At 61.9% G+C, this 18076-nt stretch carries 14 protein-coding genes; 9 read left to right on the forward strand and 5 right to left on the reverse strand.

Going from position 1 to position 18076, the window contains the following annotated elements:
• Positions 1–478: 478 nt before the first annotated feature.
• Positions 479–2275, reverse strand: coding sequence for a POTRA domain-containing protein (locus I6F31_RS11500; protein ID WP_225152372.1), 1797 nt, complete (start codon positions 2273–2275; stop codon positions 479–481).
• A gap of 131 nt (positions 2276–2406) precedes the next feature.
• On the opposite strand from I6F31_RS11500, the gene I6F31_RS11505 reads away from it, so the two are divergent.
• The 5 genes from I6F31_RS11505 to I6F31_RS11525 all read left to right on the forward strand — a co-directional run bounded on the left by I6F31_RS11505 (position 2407) and on the right by I6F31_RS11525 (position 11732).
• Complete coding sequence (locus tag I6F31_RS11505; protein ID WP_225142906.1) at positions 2407–3648, forward strand: FecR domain-containing protein; 1242 nt, start codon at positions 2407–2409, stop codon at positions 3646–3648.
• A gap of 47 nt (positions 3649–3695) precedes the next feature.
• Positions 3696–6437, forward strand: coding sequence for an EAL domain-containing protein (locus I6F31_RS11510; RefSeq protein WP_225152374.1), 2742 nt, complete (start codon positions 3696–3698; stop codon positions 6435–6437).
• A gap of 341 nt (positions 6438–6778) precedes the next feature.
• Entirely contained in the window at positions 6779–7759 is a 981-nt protein-coding gene (locus I6F31_RS11515; RefSeq protein ID WP_225150506.1) for an ABC transporter substrate-binding protein, read from the forward strand.
• 237 nt (positions 7760–7996) lie between these two features.
• A complete protein-coding gene (locus I6F31_RS11520; protein WP_036046399.1) occupies positions 7997–9337 on the forward strand; it encodes an adenylate/guanylate cyclase domain-containing protein in 1341 nt (446 codons plus the stop codon).
• 457 nt (positions 9338–9794) lie between these two features.
• Entirely contained in the window at positions 9795–11732 is a 1938-nt protein-coding gene (locus I6F31_RS11525; protein ID WP_225152376.1) for an adenylate/guanylate cyclase domain-containing protein, read from the forward strand.
• A 5-nt stretch (positions 11733–11737) separates the two neighbouring features.
• Here I6F31_RS11525 and I6F31_RS11530 read toward each other — a convergent pair whose 3' ends face one another.
• A complete protein-coding gene (locus tag I6F31_RS11530) occupies positions 11738–12571 on the reverse strand; it encodes a metal-dependent hydrolase (protein WP_050992072.1) in 834 nt (277 codons plus the stop codon).
• Between the two features lie 186 nt (positions 12572–12757).
• Between I6F31_RS11530 and I6F31_RS11535 the strand changes: the two genes are divergently transcribed.
• Complete coding sequence (locus tag I6F31_RS11535) at positions 12758–12946, forward strand: hypothetical protein (protein WP_225130304.1); 189 nt, start codon at positions 12758–12760, stop codon at positions 12944–12946.
• Positions 12947–13559: 613 nt separating this feature from the next.
• Here the strand turns inward: I6F31_RS11535 and I6F31_RS11540 are convergent.
• Together I6F31_RS11540 and I6F31_RS11545 are read right to left on the reverse strand one after the other, a co-directional pair.
• Positions 13560–13775: a hypothetical protein gene (locus tag I6F31_RS11540; protein WP_036028847.1), complete on the reverse strand. Its 216-nt coding sequence runs from the start codon at positions 13773–13775 to the stop codon at positions 13560–13562.
• Positions 13776–15001: 1226 nt separating this feature from the next.
• Entirely contained in the window at positions 15002–15262 is a 261-nt protein-coding gene (locus tag I6F31_RS11545) for a hypothetical protein (protein WP_036007657.1), read from the reverse strand.
• Between the two features lie 262 nt (positions 15263–15524).
• Here I6F31_RS11545 and rocF point away from each other — a divergent pair, with 262 nt between their 5' ends.
• Entirely contained in the window at positions 15525–16502 is a 978-nt protein-coding gene (gene rocF, locus I6F31_RS11550; protein WP_225185412.1) for an arginase, read from the forward strand.
• Positions 16503–16574: 72 nt separating this feature from the next.
• Here rocF and I6F31_RS11555 read toward each other — a convergent pair whose 3' ends face one another.
• Positions 16575–16991, reverse strand: a complete 417-nt coding sequence (locus tag I6F31_RS11555) for a hypothetical protein (RefSeq protein ID WP_225185413.1) — start codon at positions 16989–16991, stop codon at positions 16575–16577.
• 333 nt (positions 16992–17324) lie between these two features.
• Between I6F31_RS11555 and I6F31_RS11560 the strand changes: the two genes are divergently transcribed.
• Positions 17325–17534 (forward strand): hypothetical protein, encoded by a 210-nt coding sequence (locus tag I6F31_RS11560; RefSeq protein ID WP_036007651.1) that lies wholly within the window; start codon positions 17325–17327, stop codon positions 17532–17534.
• Positions 17535–17757: 223 nt separating this feature from the next.
• A complete protein-coding gene (locus I6F31_RS11565; protein ID WP_225185414.1) occupies positions 17758–18036 on the forward strand; it encodes a hypothetical protein in 279 nt (92 codons plus the stop codon).
• Positions 18037–18076: the final 40 nt, after the last annotated feature.

The following is an 18076-nucleotide window of genomic DNA, read 5'->3' on the forward strand; positions in this document are numbered from 1 at the left end:
CCTGGAAATTGCGAGAGATCGATGCGAGCGACGATCGAGCGCAGCAGCCTGCGGGTCGAACGATAGAGATGCCGCATGAATGCCGGCACTCTCGCCGCGGGCAGGCCCTTCGGAACAAGGCTTTTCGTACCAAGACTTCCGGTATAGTGCGACACGTGTCTCTCCGACAGCATGTGGTTTCTTACCGTGCCGTGTCGGAGCCGCCTTGATCTGCCGCAAAGCGTCCCGGCCAATAGTCGCCCGGGTTCATGATCATTGGGCTCTTCGTATCCGCAGGCGTGAGCGCGCTGCTGGCGCTGTCACGCAGGAAGCGGTCGAGCGTCTCCTCACGATGAGGCTCATCAGCGTCTGTGCCCGTGGAAACTCCGGCCGCGCACTCCGGCCTCATTCTGAGGAGCCCGCCTCAAGCGGGAGTCTCGAAGGATGGCCGCGGGGAAAAGCTGTCAGGATGCGACATCCCGCCCGAAGGACCGGGCGGCTAGAGACAGCTCGCCCGGCCGCGTTCGGGGCAGAGCCGGAACGCGCTCGACAGCGTGAAAAGAAAGCGTGGGCTGCGACGCTCGTTGTCCGGCGCCCGGTAGCTTAAGGGGACGGCGACGCCGAAATCGGCCTGGAGGTCGTCCGGCAGGAAGAAGCGCACACCGGCTCCGGCCGATGTCAGCGACAGCCCGTCGCTCAGGCGATAACCGTGGTTCCAGACTGCGCCAGCGTCGCCAAAGGCATAGAGCTGGTAGCCGGTCCAATAGCGGAAATTGAGCTTCTGGTCGAAGCGCAGCTCGAGCGAGCCGGCAAGGCCGTTGTCGCCGCTGATCTCGGCTGCGCCATAGCCACGGCCGAAGGCCGCGCCGCCGAGATAGAATTGTTGCGAAGTGAACAGCGGGCGCGACGCCGTCTGGCTCGCGGCAGCGAGCTTGAGCGACCAGACATCGTTGAGTGTCTGGTAGCGCGTGAACCAGAGGTTCAGGACCGAGAAGTTCGAGGAGGCTCCGTCGCGTGACAACAGATCGTCCTCGAAATGTGAGGCGCCAAAAACGTCGAGCCCCTGACGGTAGGTCAGAGTCGCAAAATTGGTGCCGCCAAAAGGATCCAACAGCCGGTAGTCGGCGGTCAGGCTCGCCGTCCTGATGTGGTCGTTGTACCAGGGCCCGTAAAGGTCATGCTCGGACACATTGCTGAAGGTCGTGGCGGCGGTCAGCGTGAGCGTGGAGGATTGCGACTGCAACGGGACCATGCTGGCACGCAGCTCGAACGCGTGGGTCGTGGTGATGTCGCTATCGAGCCGGCGCATATCGCCCGGCCTTACCGCGCTGTACAGCACGGAAGCACCCAGGCGGACACCGTCGACGCCGACGGGCGCATCGTACGACAGCCGTGCGAAGCCGAGCTGGCGGGGGTCGTTGGCAATGGTCGACAGGTTGACCGCCAATGCATCGCCGGGCGCGAGGTAGGAGTTGAACGCGCCGGTGGCGTAGGTCTGCCAGGGACCGACCGACGAGGATCCGAGATTGTCGAGGCCGAACGAGGTGAAGACGTGCCAGGTTTTCAAGTAGATGGTCAGGCGGAAGCGGCCCGTCGTACCGCCGATCTCCTCCAGCGCAGTGTCGGTGATCCGGACGCCCGGCCTGCCATTGATCAGGAAGAGCTGGCGTTCGAGCGTTGCCAGTCGCGAAGGATGTTCGGTCAGAACCGGCGCCAGCATCGGCCTTATGCCGAACCGCTCTGCACCGTCGCCCTTCAACTCGGCCTGCACGATCGCACCTTCCAGGACCTGAATCCGGACACGGCCGTCGGCGATGTCTTGTGGTGGCACGATGGCGCGGCTCAGATGAAAGCCGGCTTCGCGGTAGAGGTCGCTGATGGCGCCTGCGATCGCGGCCAGATCCGCCTGCGAGACCTTCCGGCCGAGATAAGGCTGGTAGACAGCGGCGATGCGATCAGGGGAAACCGCATGGGCGCCGCCGACGCTGACGCCGCGCAGCACGAATTGCGGCTTGGTATCGCCGCCCGTCGTGGGCTGTCCGACGCTCGGCAACCGGACCGGCGGCCGGCCGAGCGATTCCTGCTCGGTCTGGTTATCAAAATATTTCTCGGGCTGGCGCGGGTCGAAACCCGGCTGGTTCGCCTGTTGAGCAAATGCCGCTGGAGTTGCCGCCAAAATTACTGCCGCCGATACCAATGCGGTAAGGCGATGCCGCGTCTCACCGCGCGCGTCGACTTTGTCTCCGTAGTTCAACGGAGGATCTGCCACGGGACGGTAAGGGTTCGTTAGCCGCATGATTTTTCATAGGTTTTTATGGTCAACGATTGGTTAATCCGGCCGCTCCGCTGGCCGCTTTCCGATAATCCTATCTTGAGTGATTTCGGATACCCCTCAGGCTTGGCTGTAAACGCGGGCTGAGGATCATCATGTTCGGCAGAGTTGGAATGCGGCGCGCCCTGGCGGCGGCGCTGATCCTGGGATCGGCCTCCAGCGCATTCGCGGCGGACGACGGTGTGTGGTCCGTCAGCAAATCCTCGGGCGAGGTCTGGCTTGCGACGAGCGGCGCCCAGCAGGTGTCGTTGACGTCAGAAGGAACGCTGAAACCTGGCGATACCATTCGCACCGGTCGCAACGGGCGCGTCCTCCTCGTCCGCGGCGAGGAAACGATCCTGATCTCCCCCAATTCGGTGGTGGGCCTGCCGGCCGAGAAGAAGGACGGCCTGTCGACCACCATCATCCAGCAGGCGGGTTCGATCCTGCTCGAGGTCGAGAAGCGCAACGTCAAGCATTTCGAGGTCGAGACGCCCTATCTCGCCGCCGTGGTCAAGGGAACGCAGTTCAGCGTCACGGTCGGTGCCGGTAGCACCAAGGTCGGCGTGCTCCGCGGCCAGGTCGAAGTCTCCGATTTCAAGACGGGACAGATTGCGCAAGTGATGCCCGGACAAGCGGCCACCGTGTTCGAACACGGCAAGCCCGGTCTCAGCCTCAGCGGTGCGGGGACGCTCAATCCGATCGAGCAGGGCAAGCCCCGCGCACCCACGATCGAGCGTGTCCCAGTGCCGAAGTCGGGCCTGTCGGCGCCGCGCCATGCGGCCAATGGCCATGCCATCCATGCGCTCGGCCCCATCGACAAGGGAAGCAAGGCAGCCGGCGCACCCAAGGCCTCGGGGCAGGCGGCCGGGGGGCATGCCCCCAAGGCAGGAGCCGTGCGCATTTCGGCCGCGCTGGGAGAGGTCAAGCTGAACGTCCACAAGGCGACGCGCGGCCTTGCGCACGGCGGCGTTCCGCCGGGGCAGGCACGTAACGCGAATGCCAGGGGCGACAGTCAGACGATCTGGAACGATGGCAAGACGAGCCCGGCTGCATCCAACGGCGCGGCAAGCAGCGGTGCCGCCAGCGCGAACGCCACGATCGCCGCAACGACGGCCGGCGCATCCAGCGATGCCCCGCGAGCAAACAACGGAAAGGACGGTGGCAACGGTAATTCGGGTAACAACAACGGCAACGGCGGCAACAGCGGCAACGGCGGCAATCCAAACAATAGCGGTAACGGCGGCAGCAACGGTCACGGTAACAGCAGCCATGCCGACAACGGCGCCACCGGCAATGGCAGAGGCAACAACGGCCACGGCCATGGAAATGGCAGCAATGGGCACGGCAGACGCTGAACTCTAGGTGGACGCGTCCGTCGGGGCGGGTGTGGGGGGAGGCTCGGGTGAAACGCTATCGGCCGCATGTTCTTGTCGTGATCGCGCTCGCGGTGGTGTTGTCCACGGGCTGGCACGCTGCGCTTCGCAATGCGCTCACCGATCTTCGATTCAAGTGGCAAACGCGTGCGGCCACCGGTGACATCGTCGTGGTCGGTATCGATGCGCCGTCGATCGACCAGATCGGGGTGTGGCCCTGGCCACGGCGTCTCCATGCCGAAATGCTGCAAAGGCTGGAAGCGGCAGGCGCGCAGGAGGTTGCCTTCGATGTCGATTTCAGCACGCCGTCGGATCCCGCCTCCGACGCGGCCTTCGCCAAGGCATTGCGAGACGCCGGCGGTTCGACGATCCTGCCATCCTTCAAGCAGCCGACACCGAGGGGCGGCCCGGCCCACGTCAACCGGCCGCTGAAGGCGTTCAGCAACCAGTCGTGGCCGGCTCTCGTCAATGTCGCAATCGAATCCGACGGGCTGGTTCGCCGCTATCCGTTCGGCGAGAAGCTCGGCGATGCTTTCATGCCTTCGATGGCCGTCGTGCTGGCGGGACAGGACGCCAATCGGCGACCGCCCTTTCTGATCGATTTCAGCATTCGCGCACCCTCCATTCCCGCCGTCTCCTATGTCGACGTGCTGCGCGGCGATCGCGCCACGCTCGACAAGCTGAAAGGCAAGAAGGTCATCATTGGCGCCACGGCGCTCGAGCTCGGCGACCGTTTCAGCGTTCCCAACGGCAGTATCATCTCGGGGCCAGTCCTCCAGGCGCTCGCCGCTGAATCGATCCTTCAGAACCGGACCCTGCGCTGGACCTCCGATGTCGGCATGGTGGTCGGACTGGGCGCAATCTGCCTGCTGATGCTGTATTCGTGGCGCCGTATCGCGCCAGGACTTCGCGTCGCAATCCTGATCGCAGCCGGGGCGGTGGTCGAGCTGGCCGCAATCCTTGTGCAGGCAAGATGGCCCCTGGTCATCGATACGTCGCTGTTCCACATCGCCATCGTCGCTTACCTGACCGCGATTGCGCTCGACGAAATCGACTTCCGCAGCCTGCTCGGACGCATCGCCGAGAGCCGCTTTCATCGCATCGCGATGTCGCTCGGCGACGGGCTGGTCTGCACCGACGAGGATCACCGCATCACGGTCTGGAATCCCGGCGCCAGCGCGATCTTCGGCTACATGCCGGCCGAGATCATCGGCCGCCCGTTCGAAACGCTGTGCGCTTTGCCGGCACACGCCGGTGCAAGACCGTCCATGCACGACGCCGCGCGCCAGGCGCTCCTGGTTCCGGGCGGCGCCGTCGTCGTCGAGTTCGAAGGCCGGCGCAAGAACGGCGAAACCTTCCCGGTCGAGGCGAGCTTTTCGGGCTGGCAGGGAACGGACGGCTTTCAATATGGTGCCATCCTGCGCGATATCTCCGTGCGCAAACGTGAAGCCGAACGCATTCGATATCTCGCCGAACATGACGCGCTGACGGGGCTGGCCAACCGGAACATGCTGCATGTGGGCCTGACCGATCTGATCGCCGCGGCGGAGCGACGGTCTTCGAGCGTCGCGTTGCTCGTGCTCGGGCTCGACGGCTTCCAAGAGATCAACAACATGCTAGGGCACTCCGCCGGCGATCTGGTGCTGCGCGCGGTCGCCGAGCGGCTCCGGAGCGAGGTCGGTGGCAAGGCGATCGTCGCCCGGCTCAGCGGGGACGAATTTGCCATCGCGATCGATTGCGCAGAGATCACCGAGCCGGTCGCGGCGGTGACCGAACGAATCGCGCGCGCGTTCGAAGCCCCTCTCGCAACCGGCACGCGCCAGCACCGGGTCAAGATCAGCGTTGGCGTCGCCGTCTATCCTGAAGGCGGGAGCAACGCCGATGACCTCCTGAGCAACGGCCATCTCGCGCTGACGAAAGCCAAGGCGACCAGGCGCGGCGGCCACGTCGTATTCGAAGCCGCGATCCGGCAGGAGCTCGAGAACCGCTTGAGGCTGGAGGGCGAGCTGGCGCTTGCCGCCGACCGCAGCGAATTCGAGCTGTTCTACCAGCCGCAAGTTCGTCTGATCGACGGCAGCCTGGTCGGGGCCGAGGCGCTGATCCGCTGGCGGCATCCGTTGCGCGGCTACGTCTCGCCGGCCGAATTCATGCCTGTTGTCAACACCTCTGCGCTGTCGGAGCGGATCGCGAACTGGGTGATGGAGACCGCCTGCCGCCAGGCGCGAGCTTGGGAATTGTCCGGCAGCGATGTGCGCGTCGCGATCAACCTCTCACCCTCGCAGCTTCAGTCCGGCGACCTCGCGCATTCCGTTGCAGCGCTGCTCGAAGAGACCGGGCTGACGCCGTCGCTGCTCGAGATCGAAGTCACCGAAGACATCCTGCTGCATGACGAGCGCCGCGTGCTTGAAATGTTCAAGCGAATTCAGGAGCTCGGCGTCCGGATCCTGTTCGATGATTTCGGCACCGGTTATGCGAGCCTGAGCTATCTCAAGAAATTTCCGCTCGACGGCCTCAAGATCGACCGGTCGTTCGTCTTCGGTCTTCTGTCGAATTCCGACGACGCCGCCATCGTCGGGTCGACCATCGGCCTCAGCAAGCAGCTCGGTCTCACCGTCGTCGCCGAAGGCATCGAGAACCGCGCAACGGCCGACTTCCTGGTCAGCATGGGATGCGAGGAAGGGCAGGGCTATTTCTTCGGCCGTCCGATGCCCGGCGAGGCATTCGAGAGACAGTTCCTGGCGGCTGAGCTCGAGACTGTCAGCGCCGCCTGAGCGAGCGGCTTTGGCCTGCGCGTTGACACCAGCACTCCGAATGGAGGCTGGTTGTCTTGGCGAGCACCGTCGCGCGGGTCAACATCCGGTATTCAGCGTCCAGTGACGGTGCCCACATTCCTTGCTTCCCGCGAGTTCGCATCGCGATCTGAGCGCGAAAAATGCGCCACGGGGATTGGCCTCGCATGGTCTGCTTTCGAAAGCTGAGCGGAGAGGCCTCTTGAAGTGCGCAGGGCAGCTTTTGACCCAACTCGGACATCGGACCGCGGCGAAGCCGGTTTCATCCCTACCAAAACGCTGGCCTCAGTCATATGATGCCGTCGTCTGCGGTTGAGGTACGTATGAGGCGCCGGGATTTGCTTGGTGCTCTTGCTGGTCTGGTGGCCGTGCGGCCGGTAACGGGCCGCGCGCAGCAATCCCCTCGATTGCCAACCATCGGGTTCTTGGGTCAGAGCACCCCTTCGGTCGAGCGCCAACGGCTTGCTGCATTCTTGAAGCGACTGAGTGAACTCGGATGGATCGAGGGGCGAACAGTCGCGATTGAATATGCGTGGGGCGAAGGAAACAGTGAACGCTTCGCTAAATTTGCGACGGATTTCGTTCGGCTTAGAGTCGATGTCATTGTAACCTCGGGGACCGCAAACGTTATCGCGGCGATGCAGGCAACATCGGTTATCCCGATCGTGTTCGCGGTGGCGGGAGACCCAGTTGCAAACAAACTGGTTGCGAGTTTGGCGAAACCTGGCGGCAACGTCACGGGCCTCTCGACGGTAGCAACCGATCTTGCCGGCAAGCGCCTAGAACTTTTGCGCGAGGCCATTCCAAGTCTTCGGCGTTTGGCAGCTATTGGGAACATTGGCAATTCCTTGTCCGCACTGGAGCTTAGTGAAGTGCAAGCGGCGGCGGCGAGGCTTGGTCTTGAGACCGACATCCTCACAATTCGTCAAGCAGAGGACATCCCGTCTGCCTTCGAGGCGCTAAAAGGTGGTGCAGGGGCATTGTATATAGTTGCCGATCCGCTTGTGAATACCCACCGCGATCGGATCCAGACTTTAGCAATGGGAGCGCGACTGCCAACAATCTACAACGCCAGAGAGCACGTCGAAGCGGGTGGCCTCATGTCTTATGGGCCGAATTTTACGGATTTGTATCGCCGCGCTGCCGAATACGTCGACAGGATTTTGCGTGGAGCAAAACCCGCTAATCTTCCGGTGGAGCAGCCGGCCAAGTTCGACTTCGTCGTAAACTTGAGGACCGCCAAGGCCCTTGGCCTAGCTTTGCTGCCGTCGATGCTTGCCCGCGCAGATGAAGTGATCGAATAGAGCTGTTGTTTGCTGCGGTGCATGAGTCCGTTCATGGCCCATCGTGTCACATTGGTGAGCAAGATCGGCCGGACCGGTCGCGTTTGACCCGAAACGCACATCGCGGCCGCACCTGGTTCCCCAGTCGCGCCGGTACTTACGGGTGGGCGGCAGCCAAATTCTCCACCGAATTTCGCTAGCCTGACGCGGAATGAGGTGCGACACTCGCGCCCGCGGTTTGTCACGCAGTAGGCCACCATGGCTGACATCCCGGCCACTCACTATGTCAAAAGTGACGACGTCCATATTGCCTATCAGGTGATGGGCGACGGTCCGCGCGACCTGCTGTTCGTCCCAGGTTTTGTCTCCAATGTCGAAGCGCTCTGGCAATCGCCGGCACGCGCTTCCTTTTTCCGCAAGCTTGCAACGTTTGCGCGGGTCATCACGTTCGACAAGCGCGGCACCGGAATGTCCGATCGCGGTTCCCAGATCTTCACGCTTGAACAGCGGATGCACGACGTGCAGGCGGTGCTGGACCAGGTTGGTTCTCAGCGGGCCACCTTGTTTGGCGTGTCCGAGGGCGGTCCGATGTCGCTGCTCTATGCAGCTACGTATCCCGAACGCACGTCAGCTCTGGTGCTTTGTGGCACTTATGCGCGACGCTCGTGGGCCCCTGACTACGCATTCGCGTGGACCGATGCGCAGTGGAGCGCTTTCCTCGATGACATTGAGCACCATTGGGGTTCGGCAGATGCGATGAGTTTGCTGATGTGGGCGCCTAGCCTCGCTGGCAATAAGCAGGCACTTGAGCAAACCGCCGCCTACTTCAGGGCCTCGGCAAGCCCAGGCGCGGCATCGGCGATCATGCGCATGAACCGGGAGATCGATGTCAGGGACATCCTACCCGTGACGCGTGTGCCGACCTTGATTTTGCATCGCACCGATGAGCGCGTCATTGACGTGAAGCATGCGCGCTACATGGCGCAGCAGATTCCTTGCGCCAAACTGATTGAGCTCAGCGGTCAGGACCATATGGTCTGGGTTGGCGATCAGGATGCAATTATCAATGAGGTCGAAGAGTTCGTCACCGGGCATCGGCAAGCAGCGGAGCCGGACAGGGTGCTTGCAACTGTGCTGTTTGTCGACATTGCGGGATCGACGGAGCGCGCGGCCGCTCTCGGCGACGGCGCCTGGCGCGTGCTGCTGGATGCGTTCTATGCCAAAGCTCGGGGCGTGCTCGGCCAGTATCGCGGCCGCGAAGTCAATACCGCCGGCGACGGTTTCCTTGCCACGTTCGATGGCCCTGCGCGCGCTGTGCGTTGCGCAAGCGCAATCGGCGACGCGGTGCGCCCACTCGATCTGAAGGTCCGTTGCGGTTTGCATACCGGCGAGTGCGAATTCGTCGCTCACGATATTGTTGGCATTGCCGTGCATATTGGTGCACGTGTGGCCGCGCTAGCTGCCCCGGGTGAAGTTCTGGTCTCACAGACGGTTCGCGATCTCGTGGCAGGCTCTGGATTGACGTTTGAGGAGCGCGGCCGCCACATTCTCAAAGGCGTGCCCGACAAATGGCGTCTGTTCCGTGCGGTAACGACCTAGCACGTCTTCACCCGCCATGCGGTCAACGCACCGATGACCGCTTTTGGCCCACCGCTGACTTCGCCTCTTAGGCTCGCAGCGTCCGCTTCCGAGGGCTGAGGGGAAACCGTCGCCGGAGCCGCCGAGGGCAGCCTTTGCCCCAAAGCCGACCTGCCGCAATGGAATGAATGCAGACGACAAGGAGCTGCCCGAGCCAACACGGCCTTACTCGAACGTACCCGGCTAGGCTTTCCTGCCTGACGACGGATCACCGGTCGGACGTCAGCGACTGGGGTCCGGACGGAGTACATCAGTCCTGATTCAAGCCGGTCCGAGTGTCAGCGGTGGCGTCCGCTGGGCGTCGACTCGCCGGACAGCCGACCCTCACGTACCAAAGCCTCGCTTCGTACCCCGCTGTGCCTTGAAACCTTGCATCTCAAGCTGCAGAATTGCTAGGCACCCCAAAGGCTGACGATGGATGCCGCTGCGGCAGGAACAACGGGTTGAGCGGCACCTTGCCGCGATTTTTGCGGCGGACGTCGCGGGCTACTCGCGATTGGTAGGCCTGGACGAACTTGGCACCTTGAAAAGCCTCGCCAGCGCGCGTGAGGTCATGGACGCTCTCATTGAGGAGCATGGGGGCCGGATTGCCAACACTGCGGGTGACAGCGTCCTGGCGGAGTTCCCGAGCGCGGTCGATGCCGTTCAATGCGGCGTTGCGGTCCAGGGTCGACTGCTAGAAATGGGACGAGAGATCGCTCGAGACCGGCGTGTCCAGTTCCGGATCGGTATTCACGTGGGGGATGTCGTAGCGCGCGGGCGAGATCTGCTTGGAGATGGGGTCAATGTCGGCGCGCGGCTCCAAGAAGTCGCCGAGCCAGGGGGCGTGTGCATCTCGGGCGCCGTCTACGAGCAGGTCCACAAGGCGCTCCCATTCTCTTTCAAGAATCTGGGTCTTAAAAAACTCAAGAACATCGACCGAGCGGTCCAGGCCTACGCTGTTTCGAGCGAGAGCCTGGGCTCGGCGCGGACGGGCTTCGCCGACCCGACCGCGCACGATGGCGCGTCGCAGCGGGCGCGAAGCATTGCCCTTGCTGCGATCGCCGTCGCTTCCCTGGTGCTTGCGAGCGCGGGCGGAGCCGTGTGGTGGATGGGGGCCCAGCAGCGAGGCGGGGTGCAGAACGCGGGCGACAGCACCCCGGTGCGGTCCGACAAACCCTCAGTTGCCGTGCTGCCGTTCTCCAATCTCAGCGACGACAAAGCCCAAGAATACTTCTCGGATGGGATTACCGATGATGTGATCAACGAGCTTTCCAAAGTGGCCGGGCTCTTCGTCGTCGCCCGCAACTCCACCTTTACCTTCAAGAACACTGCCGTGGACGTGCGAAAGGCCGCTGCGGATCTCGGGGTCCGCTACGTGGTGGAAGGCAGCGTGCGCCGAGCCGCGGACCGGATTCGCATCAACGTTCGACTGGTCGATGCGGCGAGCGGCGGGCAGCTCTGGGCAGATCGCTACGAGGGCGCGATGGGAGATGTTTTCGGGCTGCAAGACGAAATCGCCGGCAAGATCACGCGAACATTGGCGGTTCAGTTGACATCCAAGGAGCAGGGGCAAATCGCCACCAAGCGCACCGAAAACCCGGTGGCCTACGACGAATTCCTGAAGGGTTGGAACAGGTACCTTCAGCAGAATCCGAAGGCCGCGCGCGAGGCGATCGGCCACTTCGAGCGAGCGATCGAAATCGAGCCGAATTACTCTCGTGCTTTTGCTGCGCTCGCGGCCACATACTGGCAGATTGCAAGGAGACAATGGCAGGAAGAGAGGTTCGGGCTAAGATCGGTGCACGATGCGCGCTTGAAGGCTGAAGAGTACATCACAAAAGCACAACAGTCTCCGATTTCCCTCAATCATCAGGTCGCTTCGGCCATTCTGTCTCAGCAAGGAATGCACGAGAAGGCGATCAAAGAGGGAGAGCGAGCAATCAGCATGGATCCCAACGACGCGAACGCCTACGTCGCGCTCGCTGGAGCGTTGAGCTTAGCCGGTCAGCCGGCCAAGGCTCTTGAGCTCGTCCTCCATGGCATGCGGCTCAATCCATTCTCCCCACCTTCTTACTTTTATGAACTCGGATTGGCCCAATTCGGGTTGGAGCAATTTCAAAGTGCAGCGGCAAGCTTGGAGCGGGCTATCGCTCTCAATTCAGACGACCGATGGGCTTATCGTGTGCTTCTCGCCGCCTACGGCCATTTGGGCCGGAAAGCGGACGCTGAACGGATCTTTTCGTTGGCCGAGAAGAATCGACAGGGACTAGACCCACTCTCTATTCGAGGAACTGCTTTCTGGTATCCCTTCAAGGATTCAGCGGATTGGGAACGCATGGCGACGGGCCTTAGACTCGCCAACGTGCCCGATTAGCGGCCTCAAAATCTCATTACCTGACCTGGGGCGACGTCCAAGACCTGGACACTAGTAGATCCTAAAGCCTTCTTGAATTCGGCCGGGGTTCGGTTCAGCACCGGAAAGGTGCCGTAGTGTATTGGTATCACCGCTTTCGGCTTGATCAGCTCCCGAACCGCGTAAGCGGCTTCGTCAGGCCCCATGGTGAAAAAGCCCCCGATGCACACCAGCGCGAGGTCCGGGTTGTGGAGCTCCCGAATGAGCGCCATGTCGCCAAAGGCGCTGGTGTCGCCCGTGTGGTAGACCTTGAAGCCGTTCTCCATCTCAATCACGTAGCCAACGGAAACTCCGGCCCCTCCGCCTTGCCGGATGGATGCTGACTGGTCAGGGTTCCTTATGCCGAGAATATTGTAGTCGAGCGACGAGCTGTGATCGGCCGGCACCATATGGATCTTGACGCCCCGGCCGAGCGGCTCGGCCATGCCGCCCCTATTCATGGCAATGACGTTGTTCTCTTCAAGGAGACCCAGCGCGACAAGATTTCGTCCGAACTCGTAATTGGCAAGAACCTTGGCGCCCGTCAGACGTGCCAGATCGAGGAGATCGGAAATATGATCCTGGTGGCCGTGCGTCACTAGGATCAGGTCCACTTTTCCAATCGCCTTCAAGTCCCGGTACTCAGGCGGCGTCTTCGGGTTTCTGGTGAGGAAGGGATCAATCACTATCACTTTGCCGGCGACACTAGTGATGCGGGTCGTTGCGTGCCCAAGCCAAAGCACTTCCACCGGTTGGGCTGCGGGATAGCCCGGGACGATCACGAGAAAGAAGCTCACAAAGAGAGCCCACTTGGCTTTCATTGGAAACTCCGAACAACCGCTTCTGCTTTCGTGATTACTCTATCACGGTATTCGACGGAGTCGCACGCGATCCGACTGAGAGCCCCGCGGAACTTGGAACCATGTTCAGACGATCTAATTGGAACGTTGTCCATCTCAGCTGAGGACCAGCAGCTGGTAAGCATCTTGATGAGGAGGGAGCCAAAAATGGACGACGAACGAAAATCATCAAAAGCGGGGAAACGGGCCGCTGAAGGCTTGCGCGAAGCAGCTTCCAAGGAGGAAGAAAAAACCGAGAGCAAGATGGGGCAGGATCTAGCTAAGGGCGCTGATCGTTTCGAAGAGCGCTCGAAAAGCTCTGATGGAAGAAGCGCAGGCGAGAAACAAAAAGACTGAATCCACCAGCAGACCCGTCCCGGCTTTCCGGCTTTCTGACAGAACGCACCCTCAAACGACTGCGCGGCGTTTACGCATAAGGCGATGATCTGCCTGCGCTGGCTATTCGTGCCAAGGAAAGGGGCGGCTCGCGCGTGAAGCGCGCTTATGACCCCACGGCAGACGTTAGGCTGTTCGCGTTGGCAAGTTGCTCAAGCGGCCGTGCTGCTGCCTAAAGCACGGCGACATCGCGAACGCAATCGGCGGACGCTTGCGCGAGCCGCGCTCAGCATTCGACCCTTCAAGGTGAAGTCTACCGTTGGCAGGTGCCACCGCGGCAATGCGACGAATAGTGCCTTCGGTACTCGGCTCCGGGACCGAACCGCAGCGCGAGCCAGTCCTGACGGAGGATGGTCTCACTAGGGGGCGGTCGCAGACAACAGCGTTGAGGGACATTGGTTCGCGTCAGCTTTGGCTCCGCAGCGATTTTCACGATGCACCAAAGCGCGATGCGATTAGGATGAATCGTCATCGCGCTTTAGGTTATTGTTTGAGTATGATCTTATCGGAAAACCGCTACGCACTTTTCCGGATCATGCTCTAACGCACAGAGGCGTCGAATGCCGTCACCCGTTCAAGGCTGTAACAGCGAAAGGAGGCGTTGTCGGTCCTGATCAAGAACACGCTGGGCTCTGCGCAATGTGTCCAACTCTATTTCAGCGGTAGCGGTATCCTTTCCTTCCCGCTTCAACTGAAGGATCGCTCTCTCTTGCTCTGCAAGGCGTCGTTCTCCTTCAACTACATCGCGCTCGACCTGCCTCAACGCATCATAGACGAAGGTCTTGTCCATCAGTGTGCTCAGCTGGCGCCGCCAATCTCTTCTTTTTCGATCAACCTCAGCTCCGTCTCAACGTTCCCGCTCGCCACCGCTTTTCGCCGAAGCCAATCTCATGCGCCGGGCAGATTAAAGCTGCTTGTGCCCGCAGAGCACTGCGCTGGCGCCGGGCTGGTTCCTTGTCTGGCGATTCTTCAGAGCCGCCTCATCGATCCAGGTACCGCTTGGTCCCTCGGTGCCATTGCGAGAGAGAGCAGCCGCACGCGCTCGTTGTCACGCATGCATTCGGTCATCGTCTTGGATCCAGTCAGGCCCCGAGGAGGCTTGCTTGCCGGCTGTCGCCAGCCACAGCTTGTGTCCCTCGCATGCTCGGGCAGATAGATAGCTCGCCGTAAAGAAACTAATTCCCCAGCGGACTGCATCGTTCAAGTCCTGGCGCAATTAAATATTAATATAATACGCAATTTTAAATGAATTAAATTCTGGACGAGATTTAAATTTGGATTAGAATGAGAGCCGCTTGGCGCCGGATGAACGCGTCAAGGACCTCCTAGAAGCGGCCCCATCATCCCGCCCTGTCGCCCCGTTCCAAGGATGTAAGGGCCGCTTCTAGGGCAAATTGTGAGGCAAATCATGCACCTGTCATTAGGTGATTTGTTCCTCATCTCCGCGGCAACGGCTACGCTCCTCATGATTGAGATCGGAGTCTTGATGATCGTGGGTCTGATCTGAGCCAGTGAAGAAGAGCGTAGGGACTGTTCTGAGGACCACCTACATATCACGTCTCGTTGTAAGCGTGTTCGGCCTCGATCGCGCGGAGCAGGGCGGCAAGGCTGGGATATTCCGCGCCATTGCGGACGTAGCAATTAACGTGCTCGGCATAGCGGGCCGATCCGTCGGGCTTGCCCTGCAAGTGAACAGCAGCACGGCACTGTTGGCGGAGCTCCGGCTCGTTGCTTTCCGGAAAGCATCCGGAACGGAGACGTTCCTATTATAAAGCGAGGAGATTTTCGCCGGGGGCGAGCAGCTTCACGTAAGTGCCGCTTTCGTGAAGCATCAGCTAGATTAGCCGTTCTCGACCGTATAAGGCGATGCTGGCGCCACACTCTGTGGCGCTGACCTTTCGTTGGTAAAAGTAGCACTCCGCTTGGCTCTGAGGTAGATCGGCTCCGAGGCCGGACCGCAGCGCCGAGCCAGGCCTGACGCAGGACGGTTTCACCCAGAGGGCGATCGCAGAACAGCTACCGCCGGCGCGCCACCGCGACGCCAAACAGGAAGGCGACGAACAGGCTGGCAAGCGGTGCTTCGCGCGTGATCGCGGAAACCGTCGCGAGTGCCCCGCCGGGCTTGCGCGATTCCTCGACTGCGGAGGTGAGGCGATCGACCGCTGCGTGCAGGCCTCCGGCGACTTCACCAATGGTGCGGGAGACGTCCGCGGCCGTATCGATGGCACGCTCGGCCATGCCGGGCTGGGACGAGGATTGCGGTATCTCCGTGCTCAAGGACGCGACCTCCTGGCGTGATGATCGAAGCCGGCACCTTTGGCTATCCGCGCGAGCGCTCGTTTTGAACAGCGGGTTCTCATGACCTTTGGCTATCCGCGACAGGCGCCGTGATTGACGGCGGGTGCCGGCCTTGGATGAGCAATTCAGCGCAGGGGATTTTGTTCCGGATGATATGCCGGCGGCTTGCGCGCTCCCCGGGAAACGACGGGCGCGAATCTCTGTTAGGCTGGGTGAACCTTGCTGACGTCAGGAGACAGCCGTGACCGACCGGACCATGACGGATCGAGCCCGGCACATCGCCTTGCTCGGCGCTCCCATCGACATGGGGGCTTCGCAGCGCGGCACCTTGATGGGGCCTGCGGCGCTGCGCACCGCCGGCCTCGCGACATTGCTGGAAAGCCTTGATTTCGAGGTCGTCGATTATGGCGATCTGTCCATAGCCGAAGTCCGGGACCTCACCGACAGGCCGCCCGAACAGGCCAATCATTACCGCGAGATCCAGCGCTGGACGCGCGTTCTGAGCCGCAGAGGCTATGAGATCGCGACAACCGGTGCGCTGCCGATCTTTCTCGGCGGCGATCACACGCTGTCGATGGGGTCGGTCAATGCCATGGCGCGGCATTGGCAGGAGCGCGGCCGCGAACTGTTCGTGCTCTGGCTCGACGCCCATGCCGACTACAACACGCCGGAGACGACGATCACCGCGAACATGCACGGCATGTCAGCCGCGTTCCTGTGCGGCGAGCCCGGGCTCGACGGCCTGCTCGGCGACGATCCACGCGCCTCGATCGCCCCGGACAAGATCGATCTGTTCGGCGCGCGTTCGATCGACAAGCTCGAGAAGGAGCTGATGCGCACGCGCCGGATCAGGATCGTCGACATGCGCCAGATCGACGAGTTCGGTGTCGCTGTCCTGATCCGCCGCGTCATCGAACGGGTCAAGGCGAGCAATGGCGTGCTGCATGTCAGCTTCGACGTCGATTTCCTCGACCCTTCCGTGGCGCCGGGCGTCGGCACCACCGTGCCGGGTGGCGCCACCTATCGCGAGGCGCATCTGATCATGGAGCTGCTGCACGATTCCGGCGTCGTCGGATCGGTCGACATCGTCGAGCTCAATCCGTTCCTGGACGAACGCGGTCGGACCGCGCGCACGGCGGTCGAATTGATCGGCAGCCTGTTCGGCCAGCAGATCACGGACCGGCCGACGCCGAGCAATGCCATCGCACCAGGCGAGTGATGGCCGCTGGCCTGCAAGCGAAAGGCCGCGCCCATGTCGAGCGCGGCTCTCGTGGCGCCTGATCGGCTGCTCTCACCAATGGCGGTGGTGCCGATGCCAGTGGTGCCGAACGACCGGATAGGACCCGCTGTAATAGGCGTAGGCGGGGCGCACGACGCGGCGATAGCGATAGCTGTAGGAAACGGGCGCCGTGTAGTAGGTGGTGGTGTAGCCACCGCCCCATCGATAGGGTTCGTCGTATCCGTAGTCGTAGGCGTAGGGGCCGCCGTAGTAACCGGCACTGTAATAGCGGGGACCGCCATAGTAGCCATAGCCGGGTCCCCAGCCGTAGGCGGAGGAGGCAAGGCCACCAATGACGGCGCCTGCGACCAGGCCGCCGGCGATGCCAGGTCCCCAACCTCGCCAATGGGCTTCGGCGGGAGACGTTGCTGCGATCGAGCTCAGGCCTAGAGCGCCGGCCATCAAGGCTGACATTGCAATCTTCTTCATCAACATACCTCTCACATCACATTGCCCCAAGGAGTAACGGGAAGAATAAGCAATGGTTGCTGCTGGCCGGTGGCGAGAGCCAATGGGTGCTCGGCGTCGGGACGGCGTCACCGAGAATTCGGGCCTGGACGGCGACGCCCGCCGTTCCCATCAGTTCGACCAAATGCCTCCAAGAGGTTCGGGACTGCCCCGAGCCGGCGCGCGGCGCGCCGAGAAAGAATCCGATCAAATCGCCCCTGAATCATTAAAGGGTCGAATACCGGGAAAAACCGGAAACTTTGGAGCCTGTCCTTAAGTTGGGACGCCACGAGTTCGGATTTCCGGAGAGCAGGCATGGACGACGACATGGTCTTGAAGAACGCCGCGGACACCGCCTGGACGGTGTACCGGGCGCGGCACCCCGAGGTCGCCGCGCACGACACAAGGCGCTGTCTGCTGGAACGCCATCTGCAGAGGAGGTGGGAAGAGCACCCAAGCGATACCGAAGAGCTCGCCTCTTTCGGGATAGCCTACCTGCACCGCCTTCCCAGGGATGAATGTTGACGTGCATGAAGATGCTCGTTGTCGGCGTGGCCCGCACGAGCACGAGGCCGAGTTGGACCCTGCTTGCGATTTCATGTCTCATCTCGGCGACCATCGTGGTGGTCTTGCGCGTCGTGTTCGACGCTTAATAGGGGCGTCTTTCATCGGGAACCTGCTCACGGTCAGGGGAACCGGAGGGTGCTCGACCGAATTAACGTGCGATAGGAAAATTGCGGACCCTTCGATGACAAATGGTCGCTTCGCGTACTCCATGTCCAGAGCCCTGCGCCATCCCGGCGTGATGGCGTTGATCGTGGCGGGCGTGACGATCGCGGCCATGCTGATCGTCGACCACGGCCCGTGGAGCCGGGCCAAGACACAGCCGGCCCATGTCGCGATGTACGCGACCACGGGGGAAGCGGCGCGCGCCGCCGGTGCCCTGGTGCTCCCGACCGATCCGAAATCACCGATCGAGCCGCAGCGGCCGAAGACGTCTCCGACCGTCAATCCCGTGACGCCGTAAAGCGCGACGAATCGTCATCGCGCTGTAGGTTGTCGTTTGA

The organism is Bradyrhizobium sp. NBAIM01, assembly GCF_020194115.1.
In the GTDB taxonomy this organism is placed as follows: domain Bacteria; phylum Pseudomonadota; class Alphaproteobacteria; order Rhizobiales; family Xanthobacteraceae; genus Bradyrhizobium; species Bradyrhizobium yuanmingense.